Source organism: Variovorax sp. J22P240 (assembly GCF_030316855.1).
Taxonomy (GTDB): Bacteria; Pseudomonadota; Gammaproteobacteria; order Burkholderiales; family Burkholderiaceae_C; genus Variovorax.
This window is the reverse complement of record NZ_JASZYR010000004.1, coordinates 126,191-150,276: the sequence shown is the minus strand read 5'-3', so window position 1 is coordinate 150,276 and position 24,086 is coordinate 126,191. Positions and strand designations below refer to the sequence as shown.

23 protein-coding genes and 1 other RNA gene are annotated in these 24,086 nt (G+C 66.4%); 14 read left to right on the top strand and 10 right to left on the bottom strand.

Features of this window, described 5'->3' with window-relative positions:
* Positions 1-66 precede the first annotated feature (66 nt).
* Positions 67-1,194 (top strand): ABC transporter substrate-binding protein, encoded by a 1,128-nt coding sequence (locus QTI24_RS13240; protein WP_286600993.1) that lies wholly within the window; start codon positions 67-69, stop codon positions 1,192-1,194.
* On the opposite strand, the gene QTI24_RS13235 is transcribed toward QTI24_RS13240, so the two are convergent.
* Positions 1,191-1,826: a 2-hydroxychromene-2-carboxylate isomerase gene (locus QTI24_RS13235; protein WP_286600992.1), complete on the bottom strand. Its 636-nt coding sequence runs from the start codon at positions 1,824-1,826 to the stop codon at positions 1,191-1,193. The two genes, QTI24_RS13240 and QTI24_RS13235, sit on opposite strands and share 4 nt — an antisense overlap.
* Positions 1,827-1,847: 21 nt before the next feature.
* Between QTI24_RS13235 and QTI24_RS13230 the strand changes: the two genes are divergently transcribed.
* Positions 1,848-3,413: an FAD-dependent oxidoreductase gene (locus QTI24_RS13230; RefSeq protein ID WP_286600991.1), complete on the top strand. Its 1,566-nt coding sequence runs from the start codon at positions 1,848-1,850 to the stop codon at positions 3,411-3,413.
* 20 nt (positions 3,414-3,433) lie between these two features.
* Here QTI24_RS13230 and QTI24_RS13225 read toward each other — a convergent pair whose 3' ends face one another.
* Positions 3,434-4,342, bottom strand: coding sequence for a ketopantoate reductase family protein (locus QTI24_RS13225; protein ID WP_286601392.1), 909 nt, complete (start codon positions 4,340-4,342; stop codon positions 3,434-3,436).
* Between the two features lie 35 nt (positions 4,343-4,377).
* Positions 4,378-4,875, bottom strand: coding sequence for a nucleoside deaminase (locus QTI24_RS13220; RefSeq protein ID WP_286600989.1), 498 nt, complete (start codon positions 4,873-4,875; stop codon positions 4,378-4,380).
* Between the two features lie 169 nt (positions 4,876-5,044).
* Between QTI24_RS13220 and QTI24_RS13215 the strand changes: the two genes are divergently transcribed.
* From QTI24_RS13215 to QTI24_RS13195, 5 genes are all read left to right on the top strand, one after another.
* A complete protein-coding gene (locus QTI24_RS13215) occupies positions 5,045-5,668 on the top strand; it encodes a sensor histidine kinase (protein ID WP_286600987.1) in 624 nt (207 codons plus the stop codon).
* A gap of 84 nt (positions 5,669-5,752) precedes the next feature.
* On the top strand, positions 5,753-6,613 hold the full coding sequence (locus QTI24_RS13210) for a dioxygenase family protein (RefSeq protein ID WP_286600984.1): 861 nt from the start codon (positions 5,753-5,755) through the stop codon (positions 6,611-6,613).
* Between the two features lie 54 nt (positions 6,614-6,667).
* A complete protein-coding gene (locus QTI24_RS13205) occupies positions 6,668-8,197 on the top strand; it encodes an ATP-binding protein (protein ID WP_286600983.1) in 1,530 nt (509 codons plus the stop codon).
* A complete protein-coding gene (locus QTI24_RS13200; RefSeq protein WP_286600982.1) occupies positions 8,194-8,874 on the top strand; it encodes a response regulator in 681 nt (226 codons plus the stop codon). The genes QTI24_RS13205 and QTI24_RS13200 overlap by 4 nt, the downstream gene beginning before the upstream one ends.
* 55 nt (positions 8,875-8,929) lie before the next feature.
* On the top strand, positions 8,930-9,199 hold the full coding sequence (locus tag QTI24_RS13195) for a hypothetical protein (protein ID WP_286600980.1): 270 nt from the start codon (positions 8,930-8,932) through the stop codon (positions 9,197-9,199).
* Positions 9,200-9,220: 21 nt separating this feature from the next.
* Here the strand turns inward: QTI24_RS13195 and QTI24_RS13190 are convergent, their stop codons facing one another.
* Together QTI24_RS13190 and QTI24_RS13185 are read right to left on the bottom strand one after the other, a co-directional pair.
* Entirely contained in the window at positions 9,221-10,195 is a 975-nt protein-coding gene (locus QTI24_RS13190; RefSeq protein ID WP_286600978.1) for a magnesium and cobalt transport protein CorA, read from the bottom strand.
* Between the two features lie 67 nt (positions 10,196-10,262).
* Positions 10,263-11,012, bottom strand: a complete 750-nt coding sequence (locus QTI24_RS13185) for an SDR family oxidoreductase (RefSeq protein ID WP_286600976.1) — start codon at positions 11,010-11,012, stop codon at positions 10,263-10,265.
* 161 nt (positions 11,013-11,173) lie between these two features.
* On the opposite strand from QTI24_RS13185, the gene QTI24_RS13180 reads away from it, so the two are divergent.
* A complete protein-coding gene (locus QTI24_RS13180) occupies positions 11,174-12,094 on the top strand; it encodes a LysR family transcriptional regulator (protein WP_286600974.1) in 921 nt (306 codons plus the stop codon).
* Between the two features lie 32 nt (positions 12,095-12,126).
* On the opposite strand, the gene QTI24_RS13175 is transcribed toward QTI24_RS13180, so the two are convergent.
* The gene (locus QTI24_RS13175) at positions 12,127-12,912 is read right to left on the bottom strand and encodes a slipin family protein (protein WP_286600973.1); all 786 of its coding nucleotides are present in this window, start codon (positions 12,910-12,912) and stop codon (positions 12,127-12,129) included.
* A 3-nt stretch (positions 12,913-12,915) separates the two neighbouring features.
* Positions 12,916-14,271, bottom strand: coding sequence for an NfeD family protein (locus QTI24_RS13170; protein WP_286600972.1), 1,356 nt, complete (start codon positions 14,269-14,271; stop codon positions 12,916-12,918).
* A gap of 166 nt (positions 14,272-14,437) precedes the next feature.
* On the opposite strand from QTI24_RS13170, the gene QTI24_RS13165 reads away from it, so the two are divergent.
* Entirely contained in the window at positions 14,438-14,947 is a 510-nt protein-coding gene (locus QTI24_RS13165; protein WP_286600971.1) for a tetratricopeptide repeat protein, read from the top strand.
* A gap of 18 nt (positions 14,948-14,965) precedes the next feature.
* Here QTI24_RS13165 and QTI24_RS13160 read toward each other — a convergent pair whose 3' ends face one another.
* Positions 14,966-15,970: a Bug family tripartite tricarboxylate transporter substrate binding protein gene (locus QTI24_RS13160; RefSeq protein ID WP_286600970.1), complete on the bottom strand. Its 1,005-nt coding sequence runs from the start codon at positions 15,968-15,970 to the stop codon at positions 14,966-14,968.
* A gap of 126 nt (positions 15,971-16,096) precedes the next feature.
* Between QTI24_RS13160 and QTI24_RS13155 the strand changes: the two genes are divergently transcribed.
* From QTI24_RS13155 to QTI24_RS13145, 3 genes are all read left to right on the top strand, one after another.
* Entirely contained in the window at positions 16,097-17,782 is a 1,686-nt protein-coding gene (locus tag QTI24_RS13155; protein ID WP_286600968.1) for an MBL fold metallo-hydrolase, read from the top strand.
* Positions 17,783-17,792: 10 nt separating this feature from the next.
* Positions 17,793-18,500, top strand: a complete 708-nt coding sequence (locus QTI24_RS13150; protein ID WP_286600967.1) for an RNA pseudouridine synthase — start codon at positions 17,793-17,795, stop codon at positions 18,498-18,500.
* A 267-nt stretch (positions 18,501-18,767) separates the two neighbouring features.
* The gene (locus tag QTI24_RS13145; RefSeq protein WP_286600964.1) at positions 18,768-18,902 is read left to right on the top strand and encodes a hypothetical protein; all 135 of its coding nucleotides are present in this window, start codon (positions 18,768-18,770) and stop codon (positions 18,900-18,902) included.
* Between the two features lie 1,623 nt (positions 18,903-20,525).
* On the opposite strand, the gene QTI24_RS13140 is transcribed toward QTI24_RS13145, so the two are convergent.
* Positions 20,526-20,855: a hypothetical protein gene (locus QTI24_RS13140; protein ID WP_286600963.1), complete on the bottom strand. Its 330-nt coding sequence runs from the start codon at positions 20,853-20,855 to the stop codon at positions 20,526-20,528.
* 151 nt (positions 20,856-21,006) lie between these two features.
* Positions 21,007-21,343: RNase P RNA component class A (gene rnpB, locus QTI24_RS13135), an RNA gene on the bottom strand.
* A 61-nt stretch (positions 21,344-21,404) separates the two neighbouring features.
* Here rnpB and cysK point away from each other — a divergent pair.
* Complete coding sequence (gene cysK / locus QTI24_RS13130; RefSeq protein ID WP_286600962.1) at positions 21,405-22,325, top strand: cysteine synthase A; 921 nt, start codon at positions 21,405-21,407, stop codon at positions 22,323-22,325.
* 71 nt (positions 22,326-22,396) lie between these two features.
* Positions 22,397-24,055 (top strand): NAD(P)/FAD-dependent oxidoreductase, encoded by a 1,659-nt coding sequence (locus QTI24_RS13125; protein ID WP_286600961.1) that lies wholly within the window; start codon positions 22,397-22,399, stop codon positions 24,053-24,055.
* Positions 24,056-24,086: the final 31 nt, after the last annotated feature.

Below are 24,086 nucleotides of genomic sequence, written 5' to 3'. Positions count from 1 at the left end.
AACAGGGGCAGCAGCCAATCGGGCGAGTCTAAGTTGTGCGTCGCGAATGCGCGCGGAGGGGTTTTCATGAAGTTGAATCGCAGGCATTTTTCGATCGCTACCGGGGCAGCAGCGCTCGCCGGCGCCAATTGGGCGCGCGCGCAGAGCGAAACGCCGATCATCCTGGGCCAGTCGGCACCGTTCACCGGCCCCGCCGCGCAACTCGGCATCCAGTTCTACGAAGGCGCCAAGCTCTTCCTGGACCAGTACAACGCGCAGCCCGGCCACAGAGACGTCGCCATCAAGTTCCTGGACGACGGCTACGAGCCCGACCGCTGCGCGGCCAATACCAAGAAGCTGATCGACGACGACGCCTTCGCACTGTTCGGCTACATCGGCACGCCCACCAGCCTGGCCGCGATGCCGCTCGCGGTGAACGCCAAGATTCCCTTCATCGCGCCCTTTACCGGCGCCATGGCCTTGCGCGAGCCCTTCCACAAGAACGTGTTCCATCTGCGCGCCTCGTACAACGATGAGACCGCGCTGATCGTGAAGCAACTCACCCACCTGGGCTTGAAGAAGATCGCGGTCTTCTATCAAAACGATGCCTACGGCAAGGCCGGTCTGGACGGCGTGACGCTCGCGTTGTCACAAATGGACCTCAAGCCGGCAGCGCTGGCCACGGTCGAGCGGAACTCGGCCGACGTTTCCGCGGCGGTCAAGAGCATCGTGGCGGCACGCCCGGACGCGGTGGTCCAGGTCAGCGCGTACAAGTCGTGCGCCGCCTTCATCCGAGAAGCGCGCAAGGCGGGCTACGGTGGCACGTTCTTCAATGTGTCCTTCGTCGGCACGCAGGCGCTGGCCGACGAACTCGGCAAGGACGGCGCCGGCGTGGTCGTCACGCAGGTCGTGCCCTCGCCCTACAACGCGGCGAACGGCATCACGCGCGAATTCAACGATACATTGCGCAAGGCCGGCGGCAACACCAAGGCCAATTTCTCGAGCCTCGAGGGCTACCTGGCCGCGAAGGTGCTGGTCGAAGGTCTGCGGCGCGCACCTGGCAAGGTCACGCGCGAGGGCCTGATCACCGGGCTCGAAAGCATCGACAGGCAACAGTTCGGCGGCTTCGAGGTCTCGTTCTCGCCGCGCAATCACGTGGCATCGAAGTTCGTCGAACTGTCGATGATCACGGGCGACGGCCGGATCCGTACCTAGGCGCCGCGCGCAGCCCTGAGGCGATCCAGCGCGCGATCGAGGAACACCAGCCGGTCCTGGCCCCAGAAGCGCTCGCCGTCGAGGATGTAGGTCGGCGCGCCGAAAACACCTCTTTCCACGGCTTCGGCGCTGTTCGCGCGATAGACGGCAAGCGTTTCCGGCATCTGTTCCAGTGCCTGCAGCGCCGCGCCGTCGTAGCCGTTCTCGTCGGCGACGGCAATGCGCACCGCCGCGTCGGAGGTATCCCGCTCTTCCGCCCACAGCGCGCGCAGCAGCGCGTGCGAGAGCGGCTGCGCGTCGAGCCCCTGCAACTGCGCCGCAATGACCATCCAACCCGGGTACTTGTTCCAGTTCGGATCGCTGGCCGCACCTTTCGGGTAGTGCGCCGGTTCGAGGTTCAGGGCCATGCCGAGGTGATCGCGCCAGCGCGCGAGTTCGAGCGCGTGGTAGGTGCGGCGCGGCTCGGGCCGCGTCTTGAGCGGAATGCCGCCGGTCTGCGGAACCACGGCCTGGAAGTCGTAGGGCTTGAGCGTGAGCTGCACATGGTGGCGGCGCACGATGTCTTGCAGATGCGGGCCGCCGAGATAGGCCCAGGGCGAAGAGAGGCTGTAGTAGCAGTCGAGTGCGATCATGTTCTGGATTATCTTCAGGCAATGGCTTCCGACGACTCCTCTCCCGACGCACTGCCCCCGGTGCCACTGCAATTCATCGCGAGCCCGCGCGACGCGGCGGCGCTCGGGCGCCTGGCTACGCAGGCCCGCGCCGATCTCGAACGCATCAACGTGCCGCCGCCCGCGTGGGTGCTGCCGGCCGAATCATCGACCGCCGAGGCGCCCGTGCTCGACGTTCTGGTCGCCGGCGCCGGCATGTGCGGGCAGACCGCCGCCTTCGCGCTGCGCCGGGAAGGCGTCACGAACATCCGGGTGATCGACCGCGCCGCCCGCGGCGACGAAGGTCCGTGGGGCACCTATGCCCGCATGCTGACCCTGCGCAGCCCCAAGCACGTGGGCGGGCCGGAACTGGGCGTTCCTTCGCTGAGCTTTCGCGCCTGGTACGAAGCCCAGCACGGCGAAGGCAGCGAAGGCTCCGCCGAAGGCACGCCGGGCTGGCTGGCGCTGCACAAGATCGGCCGCGTCGATTGGCGCGACTACCTGCTGTGGGTGCGCGACACCGTCGGCCTGCAGATCGACAACGGCGTGTCGCTGCGGTCGGTGTCGCACGCCGATGGCGGCCGCGTGCTTTTGATCGAGCTGGAGGACGCCCAAGGCCGGCGCGAGATCGTGCGCACGCGGCAACTCGTGCTCGCGCTGGGCCGTGACGGCAGCGGCGCGCCACGCTGGCCGGCGTTTCCTTCGCTGCGGCGTGCCGACCCGCATGCGGCAGGGCGCGTGTTCCATTCCGCCGACCCGATCGACTTCGCGGCCTGGGAAGGCCGGCGCATCGGCGTCCTCGGCGCCGGGGCCTCGGCTTTCGACAACGCCGCCTGCGCGCTCGAAGCCGGCGCCGCGAAGGTGACGCTGTTCGCGCGCCGCACGCAATTGCCGCAGATCAACAAAAGCAAGGCGGCGTCGAGCCATGGATTCCTGCGCGGTTTCGAGGGGCTGGACGACGCGCGCAAGTGGCGCGTCTACACCTACATCTTCGACGAGCAGGTGCCACCGCCGTGGGAGACCGTGCGCCGCTGCGACGCACACGACGCCTTCGAACTGCGGCTGGGCACGCCCTGGGATGACGTCGCACCCGATGAGGACGGCGTCACCGTCACCCTGCCCGACGGCGGCAGCGAGCGCTTCGATGCGGTGATCTTCGGCACCGGCTTCGACGTGGACCTGCTCGACCGGCCGGAGATCGCGCCCTACACGGCGCAGATCGATAGCTGGGCGAATCACGTTTCGGCAACCGAGGCCGAGCATCACCCGGAGCCTGCGCGCTTTCCCTATCTGGGCGCAGGGTTCGAATTGCGCAGCGCGGACCCGGCCAGCTCGCAGGCCGACGCACTGGCGCGCATGCGCCTGTTCAATTGGGGCGCGACGATGAGCCACGGCGCGTTGGCCGGGGACATCCCCGGCCTGGCCATCGGCGCGACGCGACTCGCCCAGGCCATCGCGCGCGACCTTTTCGTGGAGGATGCCGACCGGCACTGGGAACGCCTGCAGGCGCACGAGGAGCCCGAACTGATCGCCACCCGGTGGTACGTGGCGGACAAGCCGTCCGACTGATCCCCGCAGCCCGGCGCAGGTCAGTGCGCTGGGGCTTGCGCCTGACGGTCCTCGATCAGCTTGACCAGCGTGTAGAGCGTGCGATTGACGGGCGCCGGCACACCCAGGGCATCGCCCTTGCGCATCACGTAGCCGTTGAGATGGTCGATCTCGCTGCGCTTGCCGCGCGCCAGGTCTTGCGCGGTGGATGAAAACTGCGATGGCATGGTCTGCGCGATGCGCTCCACCGCTTGCCACGTGTCCCCAGGCACAGTGACGCCTCCCGCACGGGCGACGGCCAGGCATTCCTCCACCACATCGCGCATCACGGCATCCACGCCCACGCCCTGCACGACACGTCCATAGGGAAGCTGCGAGATGGCGGACAAGGCGTTGTAGGCGCAGTTGAGGATCAGCTTGGCCCACAGCGAGCCGATGACGTTGTCGGAAATCTGCGTCGGCACGCCGGCTTCCGCCAGCAGCGCCGCGACCTGCTCGCTGGCCTTCGACGGGGCAATGACCAGTTCGCCACGCCCGTGATGCTTGACATGGCCGGGACCCGCCATTTCGGTGGCCACGTAGACCACCGCGGCAGCCACCTCCTGCGGCACGAGCGCCTGCAGGCGCTCGGCGTTGTCCACGCCGTTCTGCAGCGTGATCACGAGCGCATCGGGCATCAGATGCGGCCGGATTTCCATCGCGGCACTCTCGGTGTCGGTGGACTTGACGCAAAAGAGCACGAGCCCCGCGCCCGCCACCGCGCTGGCATCGGTGCTCGCCTGCATCGGCACATGGGTCCTGAAGCTCTGCGTGTCGAGCAGGAGGCCATCGCGGCGGACGGCCTCGACGTGCTGAGGCCTTCCGATCAGCGTGACTGCATGGCCTGCCCGCGCCAGCATGCCGCCGTAGTAGCAGCCCACCGCACCGGCGCCCATCACGGCGATCTTCATCGGGTTCGATCCCGGGACCTTCATGGGCTCGGCTGTCATGACTGCGTCCGCCGGCCCGCCGCCCACGCCTCCAGCACCGCTACCGCCGCACGGTCGAGTTTCTGCTCCGAAGGCATGGCACGCTCCGCAAGCGGTGCACCCGCCTCGGCACGCAGTTCCTCCACATCGATGGGATGACGAGCCTCCACGGCCACACCCGCAAACGCCTCGCCGGACTGCGCAAGCGAAGCAGCGTAGTAGAGCTTGCCGATGCCCGCGATCCGCATCGCGGCCACGCACAACGCGCAAGGCTCGCACGATGTGTAGAGATCGCAACCGCTCAGATCGACGCTCCTCAGATTCCGACAGGCATCGCGAATGGCCTCGACCTCGCCATGCGAGGTGGGATCGAAATGGGCCACGGAGTGATTGAAGCCCTCGCCCACCACCGTGCCGTCTTTCACGACCACGGCGCCGAATGGCTCGGTGCCCGGCGTATCGAGCGCCTTCGCCGACAGCGCGATGGCGCGCTTCATGAATTCTTCCTGATACATCGTCACTCCTGGTTTCTAGGTCGTTCGAAGGCACCCGCCGAAAGCCGAAGCGATGGCGTGCGCCGGGATTGCGGAGAGATATTGAAGGCCCGATGAGGCGCGCGGGAGCTGTTGCGTCGGGAGCGGAGACAGGGACTAATGCGACGCATCGTCACCACCTCTGCCTTGCATGAACACGGCCCAGATCGCCATTGCCACCTTCGTCTTCATCCTGCTTTCCGTATTCTGGCGCCTCTTGAATCAGCGCAGCGCGGGATCCGCCGCGGCGACGCGCCCCCGACCGGCTCCCTCCATGCCGCGCGCATGCAACCAGGCCGACGTCCGGCAGCTGCTGCACCAGATGTCCGAGTCCATGCGCGCCCGGCTCCACGATGCCGGCATGGCGCTGGAGCTGAAGCTCCCCGCCGACCCACTTCCCGTACTCCTCGATCGATCCGGCATGCAGGAGGTCATTGCGCACATCGTCGAACTCGCCTGCCGCACCATGATGGCCGGGAGCACCCTGCATGTGCTGGGCCGGCTCGACGGCACGCAAGCCGTCGTCAACTTCATGGACTGCGCGCCGGGCACCGATGAGCCTCGTCTCGCACGATGTTTCGACGCGGCGTCCGCCCAGCGCGCGCGGCCCCGCGGCGACTGCGAATCGATCGCGAGCGTCGCCCTCTGCGCGCAGATCGTCGGAGAGCACCGGGGCCGCATCTACGCGGCGCCGTCGCCACTGGGACGCCTGGGCATCACCTTGCGGCTGCCGCTGCAGGGCCTTGGCGCCAGAGCTGCCCCGGTCCGGCTCTAGGGCCTTTGCACACGTTTTCTCCCAGATCGCCACGCACAGTCGGCCCATCGCGTACTTGGCGCATTCCGCGCAGGAGAAACTCAGATGAAAACGGATTCACCACCGACCGACGGCGGCAGGCGTCACATGCTGGGCACGCTCGGTTCGCTGGGCCTGTTCGCGTTGGGCGGATGCGGCGGCGGCGGCACCGACACGTCGACATTGGCGCCGATCATGACCAGCGGCGTCTCCACCGCGGCCACCACGGCCACGACGGCGGCGACCACGAGCACCGCCGCCGACACGACCACGACCTCCAGCGCCTGCCTGGTCGTGCCCGAGGAGACCGCGGGTCCCTACCCCGCCGACGGCTCGAACGCCAGCAACAACAACTACAACGTGCTCGCCCTCTCCGGCATCGTCCGCTCGGACATCCGAACCAACGTCGGCGGCACGGCACAGGTCGGCGGCGCGCCCCTGACGCTCACCATCACACTGACCAACACGAAGACCAGTTGCGCGCCGCTGGCCGGCTATGCCATCTATCTGTGGCATTGCACGCGCGAAGGGACTTACTCGGTCTACACCACGCAAAGCCTGAGCGACAACCACTTGCGCGGCGTGCAGGAGACGGATGCGAACGGCACGGTCAGTTTCACCACCGTCGTGCCAGGCTGCTACGCAGGGCGCATGCCGCACATGCACCTGGAGATCTATCCGAGCCTGTCGAACGCCAAGTCGGCAGGCAGCAAGGTCAAGACGACGCAGTTGGCCTTCCCGACAGAGACGCTGCGCGCCATCTACAACAGTGCCACCGGCTATTCGCAGAGCGTCGCCAACCTGAACGCGATCAGCTTCGCGACAGACAACGTGTTCAGCGACGGCACCTCGCTCGAGATGGTGAACTTCAGCGGCGATGCCACCAGCGGCTACAGCGCGAACATCGCCATCGCGATATCGGCCTGACCGGCTCTGCCCACAGGCATGCCGCACAATGCGGCTCGCCCGCCCGCCGCCACCATGCCTCGCCTGACGCTGTTTCGAAAGATCTTCCTTGCGCTGGCGGTGCTGCTGCTGGCGCTGCTGCTGATCTTCGCGGGCTTCTCGCGCCTCGGCTTGCAGCGCGGGCTCGGTCCGTACGTCGCGGAGATCGAGATCCGCCGCATGGACTGGCTCGCCGAACTTCTCAAGAAGCACCACACGGAGAAAGGCAACTGGGACACCCTGCGCAATGACCCGCGCGCGTGGCACGATGTGCAGATGGGCGGTTTCGGGCCGATGCGGGACATGCGGCCGCCTTCGTGGCAAGGCCGCCCGCCGCCCCGGGATGCGGGTGGGCCTCCGCCCGGCCCGCCACCCGATCTGCTTCCTTCACGCCGCATGCCGCCCCCTCCCCCGCCGCCGGATGCCTCGGGCGGTCCTGGCGGCAATCCGGATTCCGTCTACCAGCGCCTGGGCCTCGTCGACGCCAAAGACGCCTGGGTGGCCGGCGCCAAGGTAGCCCCTTCGATCGCCGCTCGGCTCCCGCTGCGCGAAGGCGACCGGCTGATCGGCACCCTTCTCCTCGCGCCGCTGCAGGGGCTGGAGAGCGATGCCGACCGCGCCTTCGTCGCTCGGCAGTCGAGCTTCGTCATCTGGACCGGCGTGGCGGGCCTGGTCATTGCGCTGCTGCTGTCGTGGCTGCTGGCGCGTCGATGGTTCGCGCGCATCGACGCGCTGACGCAGGGTGCGCAGCGCGTCGCGCAGGGACGTCTGGATGCGCGCGTGCCGGTCCATGGCCAGGACGAACTTGCCCTGCTGGGCCGCACCTTCAACGACATGGCCGAGCGTCTCGATCACATCGAGGCTTCGCGCCGCGCCTGGCTGGCGGACGTCGCGCACGAGTTGCGCACGCCGCTGGCCGCGATGCGTGCCGAGATCGAGGCGCTGCAGGACGGCATTCGCCGCTTCGACGACAAGACCGCGCTTCGATTGCACCGCCAGGTGATGCGGCTCGGGCAACTCGTCGACGACCTGCGCAGCAGCATGCGCGAGCAGGACGAGGCATCGCCGCCCTTTGCGCCGATGTTTCCACTTGCGCTCCTGAAAGAGGCGCTGGCGCTCACGCGCGAACGCTTCGCGCAACGCGGGATCCTGCTCGATGCAAGCGCACTCGACGCGCTGGCGGCCGATCACCAGCCGCTGATGCATGGCGACGCGCGCCGTCTGCACCAGGCTTTCATGAACCTGATCGAGAACACGCTGTCCTACACGGACACCGGTGGCCGGCTGCAGATCGGCGCGCACGTCGACAGCGACCCGGGCGCGCAGCGGCTGGTGCTTCAGTTCGACGACAGCGCGCCCGGCGTCGCGCCCGGCGAACTGCCCCGCCTGTTCGAGCGCCTGTTTCGCGCAGAGGGCTCCCGCAACCGGGCCCTGGGCGGCTCCGGCCTCGGGTTGGCGATCTGCCGCGCCACCATCGAGGCGCACGGGGGTTCGATCGATGCAGCGCCGTCAGCGCTCGGCGGATTGCGCATCACCGTGACGCTGCCGCTGGAGGGAACGTCATGACCCGCATCCTGGTCGTCGAGGACGAGGACGACATCGCCTCGGTGCTCGTGGACTACCTGCGGCACGCGGGCTACGACACCGAGCGCGTCGCCGACGGCGAGAGTGCCCTGGAGCGCATGGTCGCGAATCCGCCGGATCTCACGCTGCTCGACGTCATGCTGCCGCGGCTGGATGGCATGGCGGTGCTCCAGCAGGCACGGCAGCACACGGCCCATCCCGTCATCATGCTCACCGCCCGCATCGAGGAAGTCGACCGGCTGCTCGGCCTTGAACTGGGCGCCGACGACTACGTATGCAAGCCCTTTTCGCCACGCGAGGTGGTGGCGCGCGTGCGTGCCGTGCTTCGTCGCAGCCCTGCCGGCGATGCATCGCCACCGATCCCGAAACGGCTGCTGCTGGACGACGCTCACTGGCGCGCGACGCTCGACGGCGCGCCGCTGAGCCTCACGCGCCTCGAATTCAGGCTGCTCCAGGTGCTGTCGCGCCAGGCGGGCCGGATCTTCTCGCGCTCGCAATTGCTGGACCTCGCCTACGAGGACGCCGCCGACGTGACCGAGCGCGCGGTGGACAGCCACATCAAGAACCTGCGCCGCAAACTGGCCGCGGCCGGGCCGGCGCACGATTGGGTCCGCTCTGTCTACGGCGTCGGCTTCGCGTTCGAAGAGCCCGGCAGTTGAAGCTCCCACATTCCTCCGAAGTTGCCCGCGACCATCGGCAGCAAGGAGATTGCAGATGAACCGAACCCAGGGATGGGGCCTGCTGCCCCTCATCGCCATTCTTCAAGGCTGCGTGATGCCGCCGCCCCCTCCGCCGCCACGGCCACCACCGCCCCACCATCGCGAAGGACGGCCGCCACCGCCTCCGGAATTCATGAAGGCTTGCGAAGGACGGCAGGAGAGCACCAGCGTGCAGATCGCGGGGCGGCGTGGCGAGCCCATCGACGGCATGTGCCAGCGCACTCCGGATGGCCGGCTTGTCTTCGTGCCTGCACCGCCGCACTGAGGCCAAGGGCGCGCCAACTGCTCAGACCCAACCCGCGCGCCTGAAACGGTAGTACAGGTAGCCGCAGCAGCCGACGATGAGCGCCAACGCGACGGCGTAGCCGTAGCGCCAGTCCAGCTCAGGCATGTTCTTGAAGTTCATGCCCCAGATGCCCGCGAAGGCGGTGCACACCGCGAAGATGGCAGCCCAGGCGGCCAGGCGCTTGGTCACCTCGCCGTCCTCGATGGTGACCATCGAGAGGTTGACCTGGATCGCCGTGCCGATCGTGTCCCGGATCGCATCGATGGAGGCGTTGATGCGGCCGAGATGGTCGACCACGTCGCGAAAATAGTCCTGCGATCCCAGGCAGATCTGCGGCACCCGACCGCCGTACAGCCTGCTGGCGCCTTCGAGCAGCGGCGCGACCGCGTGCTTGAGCACCGTGAGGCGCTGCTTCAGGTCGTACAGCCGCTTGATGCTCTCGCGCGCCGCACCCTTGGTGAAGATCCGCTGTTCGATGGTTTCGATCTCGACTTCGAAGGCATCGATGACCGGAAAATAGCGGTCGACCACCGCGTCCATCAGCGCGTAGAGCACGAAGCCCGGGCCGTGCCTGAGCAACTCGGGTTCCCGCTCGCAGCGCTCGCGCACTTCGACGAAGCCGTGCTCGCTGCGATTGCGCACCGACACCACGTAGTTGTGCCCGACGAAGACATCGATCTCCCCAATGCCCAGCCTCGCCGTCTCCGGGTCACTCGGCTCCAGCAGGTGCATGACGGCGAAGAGCGAATCCTCGTACTCCTCGACCTTCGGCCGCTGATGGCCATGCTGGGCATCCTCGACCGCCAACGGGTGCAGGCCGAACTCGGCCTGAAGCTCGTTCAGTTCTTCAGGCGTCGCATCGTGCAGCGCCACCCACACGAAGCAGCCGGGCAGCGAGAGGTAATCGCTGATTTTCGAGACCGGAATGTCGGCGAGCTTGGTGCCGTCCTCGTAGACGACGCAGTTGATGAGCATGCGAAGAGCCCGGGCAGTGACGATGACGAGACCATCTTGCCACGGGCTCGCGCCGCCGCCGCGCGGATCAGAGCTGGCTCATGCCGCCGTCCACGATGATCTCCGTGCCGACGATGAAGGCGGACTCCGTCGCTGACAGATGCAGCACGGTGGACGCGATTTCATCCGGCGTGCCGAAGCGGCCCAGCGGAATTTGCGCCTGGATCTGCGCCGCGGTGGCTTCCAGCGCCGCCGAGTCCAGGCCCAGCTTGCCGTAGAGCGGCGTATGCACCGGGCCCGGGCTCACCACGTTGACCCTCGCGCCCCGCGGCAGCAGTTCGGCCGAGAGCGTCTTCGCCAGCGAGATGACCGCCGCCTTGCTCGCGGCGTAGACCGCGCTGTTCGGCATGCCGATGTGCGCGTTGATCGAGCCGTTGATCACGATGGAAGCGCCTTGGTCCAGCAGCGGGGTCAGCGCCTGGATCTGGAAGAAGACGCCCTTGACGTTGATGTCGAAGGTCTCATCCCAGAAGGCTTCGGTCACATCCGCCAGGCCGGCGAACCGGGCAACGCCCGCATTGAGGAAGACGGCGCTGAGCTTCACGCCATGGCCGGAGAGGGCCGCCGCAAGTTCCTTCGCCGATGCCGGCACGCCCGCATCGTTGCGGATGGCCAGGGCACGAGGGCCGAGTTCCGCCTGCGTCCTTTCCAGCGCCGCGGCGTCGCGCCCGGTGACGATGACCCGCGCGCCTTCGGCGGCGAAGGCCTTGGCGGCTGCGAGGCCGATGCCGCTCGTGCCGCCGGTGACGAGGACTGTCTTGTCTTGAAAGCGATTCATGGTGTGAACTCCAGTGGTTGCGGTGGATATACCGTGATGTGAATGGTCCGCTTTCAGGCCCTCTTTGACGTACCACTGCCGCGACGAACATGTGCGAAGGCTTCGAACATGTGGAGCCCACCATGCCATGATCTCGCCCAACCCGTTCGAGGAACCCGAAGATGCTGTCAGATGACGAACTCGCACTGCTGGAGGCCATTCGGGAAAGCGGCAGCCTCTCCCGTGCAGCCGCCCGGCTGGGCAAGGCGCCTTCGACGATCTCGCACGCGGCCCGGCAGCTCGAGGAAAGATTCGACGCACTGCTGTTCGACCGCCGCCGCTACCGCTTGCAGCTCACACCCGCCGGGCAACTCCTCGCACAGGAGTCGACGAGACTGGCGCTGGATGTGTCGCGGCTCTCTCAGCGTGTTCGGCAGGTCGCCAGTGGCTGGGAGGATCGTCTGTGGATCGTGACGGACGAGATCATCGAGTTCGAGTCGCTGCTCCCGGTGATCGCTGCCTTCGATGCGCTGGAGTCCGGCGTCCCGTTGCGTGTGACGCACGAAGTCCTCAAAGGCACCTGGGAGGCGCTGCGGGACGGCCGCGCCGACATCGTCGTCGGGGCCACCAACGAGCCGCCTGCCATCCAGGGGCTGCGCTGGTTCGAGCTTGGCGTCATGGATTGGGTGTTCGCCGTTTCGCCGCGGCATCCGCTCGCCGAGGCAAAAGAGCCGCTGGTCCGTGACCTCGTCACCGGCCACCGCGCCGTCGTGGTCGCGGACACATCGCGCGGCACCGAAGGCAGTGCCTACGGCATCCACGGCGGCCAGGCGACGCTGGCCGTGCCGACCATGCACGCGAAGATCCTGGCGCAGCGCGATGGCCTCGGCGTCGGCTGGCTGCCTCGGCAGCGCATCGCTTCGCTGCTGCAGCGCGGCGAACTGGTCGAGAAGAACACCGCCGACCCGCGCGAGCCCAACCTCCTCTACGTCGCCTGGCGCGGCGACCATGAGGGCCGTGCGCTGGACTGGTGGCTGGAGCAGCTCAAGCAGCCGCGCCTTGCGAAGCGGCTGGTGCAGGGCCTGGACACGTTCGTGCGCTGAGCGCGAGGTGGGAAAACCGGCCCGTCACGTCCTCACGCGTCAGAGCCTCCAGGCCTGCGGTTCATCCCCTGCAGCAACGGCCCGATGATGTCCACCGGCAACGGGAACACGATGGTCGAGTTCTTGTCGGCCGCGATCACGGTGAGCGTTTCGAGGTAACGAAGCTGCAGCGCCTGCGGATGGCGTCCCAGGATCTCGGCCGCTTCAGACAGCTTCTCGGAGGCCTGCAGCTCGCCTTCGGCATGGATCACCTTGGCGCGCCGCTCGCGCTCGGCCTCGGCCTGGCGCGCGATCGCGCGCACCATGTTTTCGTTCAGGTCCACGTGCTTGATCTCGACGTTGGTCACCTTGATGCCCCAGACGAAGGTTTGCGCCTCGAGCGTCTTCTGGATGTCGAGATTGAGCCGCTCCCGTTCGGCCAGCAGGTCGTCGAGTTCGTGCTTGCCGAGCACCGCGCGCAAGGTGGTCTGCGCGAGTTGACTGGTGGCCTCGAAATACTTCTCGACCTGGATGATGGCCTTCTCGGGGTCGATGACGCGGAAGTACAGCACCGCGTTCACCTTGACCGACACGTTGTCGCGGGTGATCAGGTCCTGGCTCGGAATGTCGAGCACCATCACGCGCAAGCCGACGCGCACCATCTGCTGGATGCCGGGAATCAGGATCACCAGGCCCGGCCCCTTGACCTTCCAGAAACGCCCCAGCTGGAACACCACGCCGCGCTCGTACTCGCGCAGGATGCGCAGCGACGCCGCTGCGAGCATCGCGCCCAACAAGACGATGAAGCCGATGAACACGAAGCTGAAGTTGATGAACATGCGTCACGCTCCGGCCGGGCTCTCCTGGATGTCCTCGGCCACCTGCAAGGCCAGGCCCTGCACGCGGGTCACGCGAATACGCCGGCCGGGGCGCAAACCTTCCGCGCCGCGCACCTTCCAATAGTCGCCCTGGATCTGCGCCCAGCCTTCCCCGTCCGCGAACTCCACCAGTTCGCCGGTGGCACCGACCAATGTCGAGACTCCAACCGCCGGCGGACGCCGACGCGTCCTGGCCGCCACGCCCCCGATCACGAGGATGAATAGCGCCGAACCGACGGCCAGCAATCCGATGAGCCAGAGCGGCACGCCGAAGCCCGGCACGTCGTTGTCGATCAGGAGCAGCGCGCCGATCGAAAACGCCGCGACACCGCCGATGCCCAGCACGCCGAAGGTCGGCAGGAACGCCTCCGCGATGAGGAAGGCCACGCCCAGCAGGATCAGCCCCAGCCCCGCGTAGTTGACCGGCAGCATCTGCAGCCCGAAGAGCGCCAGCATGAGGCAGATGGCGCCCACCACGCCGGGCAGCACGAAGCCCGGATTCGAGAACTCGAAAAGCAGGCCATAGACGCCCAGCATCAGCAGGATCAGCGCCAGGCTCGGCTCGGTGATGACCGACAGCAGCCGGCTGCGCCAGTCGGCCTCGACCACCAGCAACTCGGCGTTCTGTGTCGCCAACCGCATGTTGCCTTCGGCGGTGCGGACTTCGCGGCCGTTGACCTGCTTCAGCAGGTCGGGCACATCCTTCGCGATGAGGGTGATGACGTTCTTCTGCAGCGCCTCCTGGGCGGAGAGGCTGACCGATTCGCGCACCGCCTGTTCGCCCCAGTCCGCATTGCGCCCGCGCAGTTGCGCGAGGCTGCGGATGTAGGCGGATGCATCGGCAAGGCGCTTGGCCGTCATCGCGTCATCCGGCCCCTTGCCGGAGGATTCCGGCTTGCCGGCCGGCGTGGCCGGTGTCGGCATGCCGATGGCGACCGGTGTCGCGGCGCCGAGATTGGAGGCCGGTGCCATGGCGGCGATGTGGCTGGCGTAAAGGATGTACGTCCCTGCGCTCGCGGCGCGCGCCCCGTTCGGCGCGACGTAGGTCGCGACCGGTACCGGCGAGGCAAGGATGTGCTTGATGATGCTGCGCATCGAGGCGTCCAGCCCGCCGGGCGTGTCGATCTGGATCACGGCCAGCCGCGCGTTCTCCGCCGCAGCCAGCTTGAGCCCGCGGCGCACGTAGTCGACGGAGGCCGGACCGATGGCGCCGTCGAGATCCATCAGAACGACGCGGCCGGGTTGTCCGGTCGAGGCGGCGGGAGGCACGGCTTGGGCTTGGACCACTCCCGCCGCGAGGGCGAGGAGGACCAGTCCCATCAACCATGTTCTGGCGGACCTCATCGCTTCATTCTAGGGAGCGCGCGCGGCGCTGTCACATGTCGCATCCGGGTGTTGACACCTGTTCACCGCAGGATTCGAATGCAGCCAAAGCCAACAGCGATTCGCGAGGCGGGGCGGGGAGGAACGACCTGGAGCACTCATCATGCGCAAGAGAGCATTGGCGACGGCGGCGTGCCTCGTTTTCCTGAGCCTTCCTGCCTGGCCCGCGGGCGGCGGCGGTGGTGGGGGTGGTGGAGGCGGCGGGGGCGGTGGCGGCGGAGGCGGGACCGAGGTGAAGAACCTCGATCCCAACTATGTCGCCGGGCAGGCCGCGATCAAGTCGGAACAATGGACCGACGCCATCGGGCGCCTGACGCTGGTCATCCAGATCGATCCGAACAACGCGGACGCGTGGAACCTGCTGGGCTTCGCCTACCGCCACACGGGCGACATGGACAACTCCTTCAAGCACTACGAAAGAGCGCTGCAGCTCAATCCCAAACACCGGGACGCCCACGAATACATGGGCGAGGCCTATCTGCAGGTCGGCCGCGTCGAGGACGCGGAGAAGCATCTGAAGGCGCTCGACAAACTGTGCTGGCTACCCTGCGAGCAGTACACCGAGTTGAAGGAAAAGATCCAGGACTACAAGAAGTCGCACAGCAAGAGTTGATCCGTCGGCCCTGCTCGCTCAGTCGATGCTTATGTTGGCGGCCTTGGCGACCTCGGCCCATTTCACGCGGTTGTCGTGAACGGTCTGCTTGAACTGCGCGGGCGTCTCGATGCGCACGGTGTTGCCCTGGCCTTCGAACTTCTCGCGGAGTTCGGGCTGCTCGAGCACGGACTTGATGGCGATGTTGAGCTTGTCGACGATGCGCGGGTCGGTGCCCTTGGGCGCGAAGATGCCGAACCAGATCGAGCTGTCGAAACCCTTGGTACCCGGGATGCCACTCGATGCGATGGTCGGCACTTCCTTGATGGCGGCCACAGGCTGGGCCGTGGTGACGCCCAGCAGCCGCACCTTGCCCGCCTTGTACTGCTGCAGCACGGTCTGCACCTGGTTCATGATGCAGCAGGTCTCGCCACGCACGACGGAGGTGATGGCCTCGGGACCGCCCTTGTAGGGCACGTGCACCATGTCCAGGCCCAGGCGTGAATTGAATTCGGCAAAGGCCATGTGCGTGCCCGCGCCGTTGCCGGTGGACGCGTAGTTGTACTTTCCGGGATTCGCCTTCACCAGATCGACGAACTCCTTGAGCGTCTTCACGTTCATCACGTCGGCGTTGATGGTGAGCACGTTCGACACGTCGAGCACGGGCGCCACGGGGATGAAGTCGGCCTCGACGTCGAAGGGCAGCTTCTTGTAGAGCGCCGCATTGCTGCCGTGCGTGGCCGCGGTGCCGAAGGCGAGCGTGTAGCCATCAGGCCTGGCTCGCGCCACGTACTCGCTGGCGATGTTGCCGGCCGCGCCCGACTTGTAGTCGATGATGACCGGCTGGCCGAGCTTGTGCTGCAGCGGCTCCTGGATGGCACGGGCCACGACGTCGACGCCGGAACCGGCCGGGAAGCCCATGATCATGGTGACAGGCTGCTGGGGCCAATCGGGCTGCGCAAGGGCCAGGGGCGCCGCGCCGCACAGCGCAATGGCCGAGAGCGCGACAAGACGCCGCGCGCGGCTGGAGAGAGAATCGGACATGACAGTCTTTCGAGACGGATGAGCAGGCCGGAATTGTGGCGTTTTGCTCATGAAGGATCGTGTAGAAGCTTATGCACACGGTCGCCGCACGCGGACTTTTCACCCCACTCCCGATAATCGCGACCCATGGTACGCCCCACCCAACTGATTCATCCCCAACGCGAACCGGCGCCCGTGCGTGCCGCCGCGACCGTATTGCTGCTGCGCGATACGCCGGAAGGCGTCGAGGTATTGATGACGCGGCGCTCATCGACTGCAAGCTTCGCGCCAGGCGCCTACGTGTTCCCTGGCGGGCGCATCGATGAAGGCGACACGACCGCGCGCGCCATCGCCACGCGCCGCCGCACGCAGAGCCGGGTGCAGCTCACGCAGGCCATCGCCGCCGTCCGCGAGAGCTTCGAGGAACTGGGCGTGCTGCTCGCCCACCACCCCGACGGCCGGCCGGTGAGCGCCGAGGAAGTTGCCGCCATGGACCGCAGCACCGCCACGACCACCGTGGCCTTCGCCGACCAGTGCGTCGAACGCGGCCTGCTGCTGTCGACCGACAAGGTCTACACATTCGCGCACTGGATCACCGACCGCGACCTGCCCAAGCGCTTCGACGTGCCCTTCCTCGTCGCCCGCATGCCTGAAGGCCAGACGCCGGCGGCCGACGAGACCGAGCAGTTCGAGCCCTGCTGGGTGCGGCCCGCCGATGCGCTGGAGCGCCACGCGGCTGGCACCTTCTTCATGATCTACCCGACGCTGCGCACGCTCGAAAGGCTGGCCGCCTACAAGACGGTCGACGCCGTGCTCGACGCCTGCGCCAACCGCCCTGCCGGCGAAGGCCCGTTGTGGACCAGTTGTCCGCGCGCCGGGATGCTCGCAGGACAGGAAGCGCGCTACATGGAAACCGACTCGCCCTACGGCGAGCTCGCGATGGTCAGCCCCGACGGCCAGATCGTGCACGCGCTCGACTGGCAGTGCGAACATTCCGTGCCCTTGCTGAAGAACGTGCAGCGCCTGACGGCGCCCAACCCGAGCGCGATGACCGGCCCCGGCACCAACAGCTACATCGTTGGGGACGCCGCCACCGGCTACGTCGTCATCGATCCGGGACCGAACGACTTCGACCATATCGGCCGCCTGTGGCGCACGACGCGTGGCGACATCCGCATGATCGTCTGCACCCATTCGCATGCTGACCATTCGCCCGGCGCCCTGCCCTTGCAAAAGCTGTGCAAGACCCAGCCACCCATTCTCGGGCTGGCCTCCGCGCCGACGGCACGCTCCACGGCGCGGTTCACGCCCGATCGCGAGCTGAAGGACGGCGAGCGCCTGGTCCTGTCCCCGCAGGCGTCCGCCGCCAAGGAAGAAGCCGCGGCGCACACCCATACGCTGCGCGTGGTGCACACCCCGGGCCATGCGGCCAACCACCTGTGCCTGGTTCTCGAGGAAGACGGCCTGCTGTTCTCCGGCGACCACGTGCTCAACGGCAGCACGACCGTGGTCGATCCGCCGGACGGCAACATGAACGCCTATCTCGATTCGCTCGACAAGCTGGACGCCACCTGCGCCGCGGGCGGCGTCGCGTTCATCCTGCCCGCCCACGGCTACGTGCTGGGCGAGGCGCGTGCTGCGATCGCCTACCTGAAGGCGCACCGCCTGAAGCGCGAAGCCAAGATCGCCGCCGCCATGCGCGAACTGCCCGAGGGCACGCCGGAGGACTGGCTGCCCATCGCCTACAGCGACGTCCCCGAACGCATGTGGCCCGTGGCGGCTCGCTCGCTGGCGGCGCACATCGAGCGCATCCAGCAATTGACCCAGCCATGAGGATGCCCCTGTGACCGAAGCCGACGAAGGCATCCGCCTGGCCAAGCGCGTCGCCGCGCTCGCCGGATGTTCCCGGCGCGAGGCGGAACTGCTGATCGAAAACGGCGCCGTGCGCGTCGACGGCGAACCGACGCTGCTGCCGCAATCGCGCGTGCGCCCCGAACAGTCGGTCGAAATCGAAGCCGGCGCACGGCCGCAGCCCGTGGTGCCCGTCACCCTGCTGCTTCACAAGCCCGCCGGCATGCCCACCGACAACGCCCACCGCCTGCTGGTGGCTGCCAACCATCACGAACCCGAACGCGCCGGCCTGCGCTTCCTGCCGCGCCACGTCGCGGCGCAGCGCTGCATGACACCCCTGGAAACCGGCGCGAGCGGCCTCGTCGTCTTCACCCAGGAGTGGCGCGTCGAGCGCAAGCTGCAGGAAGACGCCGGCATCCTCGAACACGAGGTCATGGTCGACGTCGCCGGCCCGGTCGGTCCCGAAACCCTGGCGCGCCTCGAACGCTCTTCCGCCCGCGTCAGCATCGGCCAGCAAGCCGAAGGCCACACCGGCCTGCGCTTCGCGCTCAAAGGCGCCCGCCCCGGTCAGATCGCCCACATCTGCGACGACGCCGGCCTCCAGATCCTCGCCATGAAGCGCATCCGCATAGGCCGAGTCCCCCTGGCCGGCCTGCTCCCCAACCAGTGGCGCTACCTGACCCCCACCGAACGCTTTTAACAGGGGAAAGAGGTCCGCCGGAACGGCCGGACCTGTTCGGAAGGGCCGCCGCGCCCGGCAGGAGGTTAGCGAAGCGAAACGAAGTGCGCGAAGCCTGGGGGCGAGGCAAAAAAGGTGTGAAGCCCGCCTTCCGAAAATTTACTGTTTTCGGGGTCTGTCGCTAGTCGTCGTCTGCGAGTGAGAACGGGGTCAAATCGGTACGAATCGCTTCAAAGTATTCGTACCGGGTTTTCTCAACTTTTCACTCAGTTCTAGAGGATTTCCTAGATGGCTACGACGACGATGAAGATGACCGAGGCGACGGTACGCGATGCCGCGCCGGGTGAGTACTGCGATAAGAAGGTGCCGGCGTTCCGGCTCTCGGTGGGCGACAAGGGCCGCTCGTTCGGGGCGCGGCTTTGAGAACGGTATGGGTCGGCGTGCCGGGGAGGCGATCCGGGATATGCGTGTCCCGAGGCGCGAAGGGCATGGCGTGGATCGGGAGCGAGCGGTCATCGTTGTATTCCCCCGGCCAGTACCGCCCTCTATTCTCGGCACGCTTGAACTGCGCAATATCTTTAATAAGTTGGCGAGCTAGGGGCTCAGGGCATTTCCCTGTACGGACAGCCTCATAAAGAAGTGTCTTGAATCCTGGAGCGAGCATCGTTTCCATTGCTTCGGGATTGAGACAATTGGGAATAGGCATTTAGACTCCAATTCGAGAGTGGCGCTATATACGCCTCGCGTCGATAAAAGTCTAGTCTTTTTACCGAATGAGCGCAAATTGAATTGCGTAAATAATAGTTGCCGTTGAATTAACATAGACGAAGGACGAGCCGGATGCACCAGCTTTGGGCGATCTGCGCACAGGACTTCAAATTTCACCGTCCTTACAAAAGCACCCAAAAGTTCTCTTCGCATTTTGAAAATTCGGGATGACACTACCGCTCCACCAACTCGGAGGGAATTCCCATGAGAGCATTTAACGCACGGCCCGTGCGAGCCACTGCTTTTGCCTTCGCTTCCGTATTGGGTCTAGCAGGCCCCGCTTTTGCCGACTTCACTGTTGAATTCCCCGATCCGTCTGCAGGCCTCCCAGCAGGGTGCCCGGGCTTTACCCTGAGAGTTCAGGGCATAGGTGATTCTCCTCCGGTAAGGAGAGACACCTCGGAGATGCTGATAACGGCTGGCCGAGGCGCCCAACTGACGTTCACCAATCTCACCAATTCGCAGACTCTCACATTGAAATCCAACGGGTCCGTAAGTAAGTCATCAAAAAACGCCGACGGTACTTTCACGGTGCAAAGCACGGGTCATAACGTCATTGTGATGTTCCCAAGCGATGAGCCGGCTGGTCCCTCGACCACGCTTTATGCGGGCCGAGTCACATACATTCAGGACGGCACCCACACCACGATTTTAGGCACGAGCGGCAAGTCAGTCGACATTTGTGGCGCCTTGAAATAGAGGCTTGTAGCGCTGCATATTCTGTATGCAGTGCATTTCGACCTGACGGGGGGACCCAGCCGCTGGATGGCCCCCTCGCCGTGAATGCTCCCCCCATCCAACCTAGCCGCCGATCGACATTGATTCCACGCCACGCCGGCCTAATTGCTTGGCTGGCTGCGAATTGGGTCCAACCATTGGCAAGAGGATTACGTCGAGATATGGCCCCGCCCCGTCGGTGCATCCAGCTATTTGCTCGGCCCATCGGCGCATTGAGTGCCTGCGCGGCTCGGCGTGAAGCTCGTCGCTTTAAGGTTGTCCTTACAGGACAGTGACTTAGCTGGCCGTCGCTAGGCAAAGCGACTAGGAAGTGAGGCCGAATCGTCTAGGCAGCGTTTCCGGCCCGAAGCCTCGCTAGGTATCGTCGCCGCCGCTTCGACGCTGCGTAGGGCCCTTCTCATCGGTCGCATCGGGGCTTTTAAACGGGCTCGCGTATCGCGGGAACGCCGAGGCGGCGGCGGGCTGCTTGGCCTCGGCTAGAACCTGCTTTGGGCCTGGCTCTACCTTGGTCGTCTCGATGTCCTCAATGAGGCGTCTGCCCTACTTGGTAGCTGGGCCGTCTCTTCGACAGCCATGGGAACTCGGCCTGACTTGCTCTAGCGTCTGCGCGTGGTTCTCGTAGGTCACTACCCGGCGCACAGGGCCCTCGACTTGGCGAAGGATGACCTTGTTAAGCAGCGCCGGGTTGCGCTTGAGGTAGTCCTTGCCACCTAGCTCGACATACGCCTGTCGGCTGTGGATCGAGAGCATGTCGGTCAGCGATTGCTCGATGGGGATTACCTCGTCAATTTCCGGGGGTGGCCTTTCCTCGCCCACGTCGCCTGCTTCGCACTTCTCATCGAGGTAATCCTGATAAGTCCATGTCGTCATGCTTCGTACTGACCCGCCCCGCTCGGCTCAAGAAGAAGTTTCTTTCAGGGGTTGTCTTGTGCTCGAAACTAGCCGCCAGGTTGCCCTAGCGGTTTTCCTAGTTCAGCCTCAAACTTGAGACCCCCAGTTCACTCGGGGACGGCGAAGAAAAGTGTGAAGCCCGCCTATAAGCCGGATTCTGTGCACCAAGGCCACTTGCGAGACCTCGGCGTGACCGCCATTACTCTGGGCCGTTTGTCGCCAAACGGCTCGGTGCCACCTACCCGCCAGCTCTGCGGAACCACATCGACGCTGGCCTACTTGGTGTTGCTGCGCGCAGAGATTGCCCGTTTCACCCGACCTGGGTTGCCCCCGGCCGACTCGTCTCTGTTGCTCTGATCCTCACCTCACGGTGGAGAGCGGTTAGCTCCTGCGCTGTCCTGTGCAGTCCGGACGTTCCTCCAGTGCGCTCTTTCGAGACATGCACCAGCGGCGGTCCGGCGTGCTTCACCGGGCGATTATCGCCACAATGGCGGTCCAATTCTGTTCCCCCGGGCCCAAGGAGATTGCATGAAGGCAAACACCATTCTTCAAACCATCGGCAACACGCCGCACGTCCGCATCCAGCGCCTGTTCGGCCACGCGACGCAACAGGTCTGGATCAAGTCCGAGCGGGCCAACCCGGGCGGTTCCATCAAGGACCGCATCGCGCTGTCGATGGTCGAGGATGCCGAGCGGTCCGGCGCGCTGAAGCCCGGCGGCACGATCGTGGAGCCTACGTCCGGCAACACCGGCATCGGCCTCGCGATGGTCGCGGCCGTCAAGGGCTACAAGCTGATCCTCGTGATGCCCGACAGCATGTCGGTCGAGCGCCGCCGGCTGATGCTGGCCTATGGCGCGACCTTCGACCTCACGCCGCGCGAAAAGGGCATGAAAGGCTCGATCGCCCGCGCCGAGGAAATCGTCGCCGGCACCCCCGGCGCATGGATGCCGCAGCAGTTCAACAACCCGGCCAACGTGGCGGTGCACGAAAGCACCACGGCGGAGGAAATCGCAGCCGACTTTCCGGAGGGCATCGACGTGCTGATCACCGGCGTGGGCACTGGCGGCCACATCACCGGCTGCGCCCGAGTGCTCAAGAAGAAGTGGCCGAAGCTGCAGGTCTTCGCGGTCGAGCCGGTGGCCTCGCCCGTGATCTCCGGCGGCCAGCCATCGCCTCATCCGATCCAGGGCATCGGCGCGGGCTTCATCCCGAAGAATCTCGATACCGAGCTGCTCGACGGCGTGCTCCAGGTCGATGCCGAACCCGCGCGCGAAATGGCGCGCCGCTGCGCCCGCGAGGAAGGCATGCTGGTCGGCATCTCGTCCGGCGCGACCCTCGTCGCGATCGCGCAGAAGCTGCCCTCGCTGCCGCCCAACGCCGTGGTGCTGGGCTTCAACTACGACACCGGCGAGCGCTACCTGTCGGTCGACGGCTTCCTGCCGGCCTGACCCCGCACCGGCGGCGCCACGCAGCGTTGCCGATAATCGGCGTCCCTGCTTGATAAACACAAGCCCACGACATGCTGAGAATCTCCGAAATCAAACTGCCGCTCGACCACGACAGTGCGGCACTCCCGAAGGCCGTCGCCACCACGCTGGGCATTTCCCCCGAGGCGGTGAGCGACATCCACGTCTTCAAGCGCAGCTTCGACGCCCGCAAGGCCGATCTGCTGCAGGTCTACATCGTCGACGTTGCGCTGGCCGATCCGGCGCTCGAAGCCCAGGTCCTTGCCAGGTTCGCGGAGAACCCGCGCGTCGGCCCCACGCCCGACATGACATGGCGCGCACCGGCGCAGGCTCCTGCTGAATTGCCTCTGCGGCCGGTGGTGATCGGCTTCGGTCCCTGCGGCATCTTCGCTGCGCTGGTGCTGGCCCAGATGGGCTTCAAGCCCATCGTGCTGGAGCGCGGCAAGACCGTGCGCCAGCGCACCAAGGACACCTGGGGCCTGTGGCGCAAGAGCGTGCTCAACCCCGAGTCGAACGTGCAGTTCGGCGAAGGCGGTGCTGGCACTTTCTCCGACGGCAAGCTCTACAGCCAGATCAAGGATCCGCGCTTCCTCGGCCGCAAGGTGATGGAAGAGTTCGTCAAGGCCGGCGCGCCACCGGAGATCCTCTACGTCGCGCATCCGCACATCGGCACCTTCAAGCTGGTGAAGGTGGTGGAGAACATCCGCGAGCAGATCGTCGCGCTCGGCGGCGAGATCCGCTTCGAGCAGCGCGTCGTCGACGTGCTGATCGAGGACGGTCCGAAGGGCAAGCACCTGCGCGGACTCACCGTGCTCGACCAGCGCACCGGCGAGCGCAGCGAGATGCGCGCCGACCACGTGGTGATGGCGCTCGGCCACAGCTCGCGCGATACCTTCGAGATGCTGCACGAGCGCGGCGTGCACATCGAGGCCAAGCCCTTCTCGATCGGCTTCCGTGTCGAGCATCCTCAGGGTCTGATCGATCGCGCCCGCTGGGGCCGGCACGCCGGCCATCCGCTGCTCGGCGCGGCCGACTACAAGCTGGTGCACCACGCGGGCAATGGCCGCTCCGTCTACAGCTTCTGCATGTGCCCGGGCGGCACGGTGGTGGCCGCGACCAGCGAGCCAGGCCGCGTCGTGACCAATGGCATGAGCCAGTACTCGCGCAACGAACGCAATGCGAATGCGGGCATCGTGGTGGGCATCGAGCCGCGCGACTATCCGGGCTGGGAAGACGGCCGCATCGGCCCGGCGCTGGCGGGTATCGCGCTGCAGCGTCAGCTGGAATCCAACGCCTTCGTGCTCGGAGGCGGCGACTACCGCGCGCCGGGCCAGTTGGTCGGCGACTTCGTCGCGGGCAAGCCGTCGACGGCGCTCGGCAGCGTCGAGCCGTCGTACAAGCCGGGCGTGACGCCGGGCGACCTCCACGCCGCGCTGCCCGCGTATGCCATCGAGGCGATGCGCGAAGCCTTCCCGGCCTTCGGACGCAAGATCAAGGGCTTCGACCTGCACGACGCCGTGCTGACCGGCGTCGAGACGCGCACGTCCTCGCCCATCAAGATCGCGCGCGGCGAGGATTACCAGAGCCTCAACGTGCGCGGGCTGTATCCGGCCGGCGAAGGCGCGAGCTACGCGGGCGGCATCCTGTCGGCGGGGGTCGATGGGATCAGGGTGGCCGAAGCGGTGGCGTTCGGCATCACGCAAGCCGACTGATACGTTCGGCCCCGCCCACGAAAAAGCCGCC

Coding starts and splice junctions, on each gene's coding strand:
- QTI24_RS13240 (WP_286600993.1), top strand. CDS start 67: ATGAAGTTGAATCGCAGGCATTTTTCGATCGCTACCGGGGCAGCAGCG.
- QTI24_RS13235 (WP_286600992.1), bottom strand. CDS start 1,826: ATGATCGCACTCGACTGCTACTACAGCCTCTCTTCGCCCTGGGCCTAT.
- QTI24_RS13230 (WP_286600991.1), top strand. CDS start 1,848: ATGGCTTCCGACGACTCCTCTCCCGACGCACTGCCCCCGGTGCCACTG.
- QTI24_RS13225 (WP_286601392.1), bottom strand. CDS start 4,342: ATGAAGATCGCCGTGATGGGCGCCGGTGCGGTGGGCTGCTACTACGGC.
- QTI24_RS13220 (WP_286600989.1), bottom strand. CDS start 4,875: ATGTATCAGGAAGAATTCATGAAGCGCGCCATCGCGCTGTCGGCGAAG.
- QTI24_RS13215 (WP_286600987.1), top strand. CDS start 5,045: ATGAACACGGCCCAGATCGCCATTGCCACCTTCGTCTTCATCCTGCTT.
- QTI24_RS13210 (WP_286600984.1), top strand. CDS start 5,753: ATGAAAACGGATTCACCACCGACCGACGGCGGCAGGCGTCACATGCTG.
- QTI24_RS13205 (WP_286600983.1), top strand. CDS start 6,668: ATGCCTCGCCTGACGCTGTTTCGAAAGATCTTCCTTGCGCTGGCGGTG.
- QTI24_RS13200 (WP_286600982.1), top strand. CDS start 8,194: ATGACCCGCATCCTGGTCGTCGAGGACGAGGACGACATCGCCTCGGTG.
- QTI24_RS13195 (WP_286600980.1), top strand. CDS start 8,930: ATGAACCGAACCCAGGGATGGGGCCTGCTGCCCCTCATCGCCATTCTT.
- QTI24_RS13190 (WP_286600978.1), bottom strand. CDS start 10,195: ATGCTCATCAACTGCGTCGTCTACGAGGACGGCACCAAGCTCGCCGAC.
- QTI24_RS13185 (WP_286600976.1), bottom strand. CDS start 11,012: ATGAATCGCTTTCAAGACAAGACAGTCCTCGTCACCGGCGGCACGAGC.
- QTI24_RS13180 (WP_286600974.1), top strand. CDS start 11,174: ATGCTGTCAGATGACGAACTCGCACTGCTGGAGGCCATTCGGGAAAGC.
- QTI24_RS13175 (WP_286600973.1), bottom strand. CDS start 12,912: ATGTTCATCAACTTCAGCTTCGTGTTCATCGGCTTCATCGTCTTGTTG.
- QTI24_RS13170 (WP_286600972.1), bottom strand. CDS start 14,271: ATGGGACTGGTCCTCCTCGCCCTCGCGGCGGGAGTGGTCCAAGCCCAA.
- QTI24_RS13165 (WP_286600971.1), top strand. CDS start 14,438: ATGCGCAAGAGAGCATTGGCGACGGCGGCGTGCCTCGTTTTCCTGAGC.
- QTI24_RS13160 (WP_286600970.1), bottom strand. CDS start 15,970: ATGTCCGATTCTCTCTCCAGCCGCGCGCGGCGTCTTGTCGCGCTCTCG.
- QTI24_RS13155 (WP_286600968.1), top strand. CDS start 16,097: ATGGTACGCCCCACCCAACTGATTCATCCCCAACGCGAACCGGCGCCC.
- QTI24_RS13145 (WP_286600964.1), top strand. CDS start 18,768: ATGGCTACGACGACGATGAAGATGACCGAGGCGACGGTACGCGATGCC.
- QTI24_RS13140 (WP_286600963.1), bottom strand. CDS start 20,855: ATGACGACATGGACTTATCAGGATTACCTCGATGAGAAGTGCGAAGCA.
- cysK (WP_286600962.1), top strand. CDS start 21,405: ATGAAGGCAAACACCATTCTTCAAACCATCGGCAACACGCCGCACGTC.
- QTI24_RS13125 (WP_286600961.1), top strand. CDS start 22,397: ATGCTGAGAATCTCCGAAATCAAACTGCCGCTCGACCACGACAGTGCG.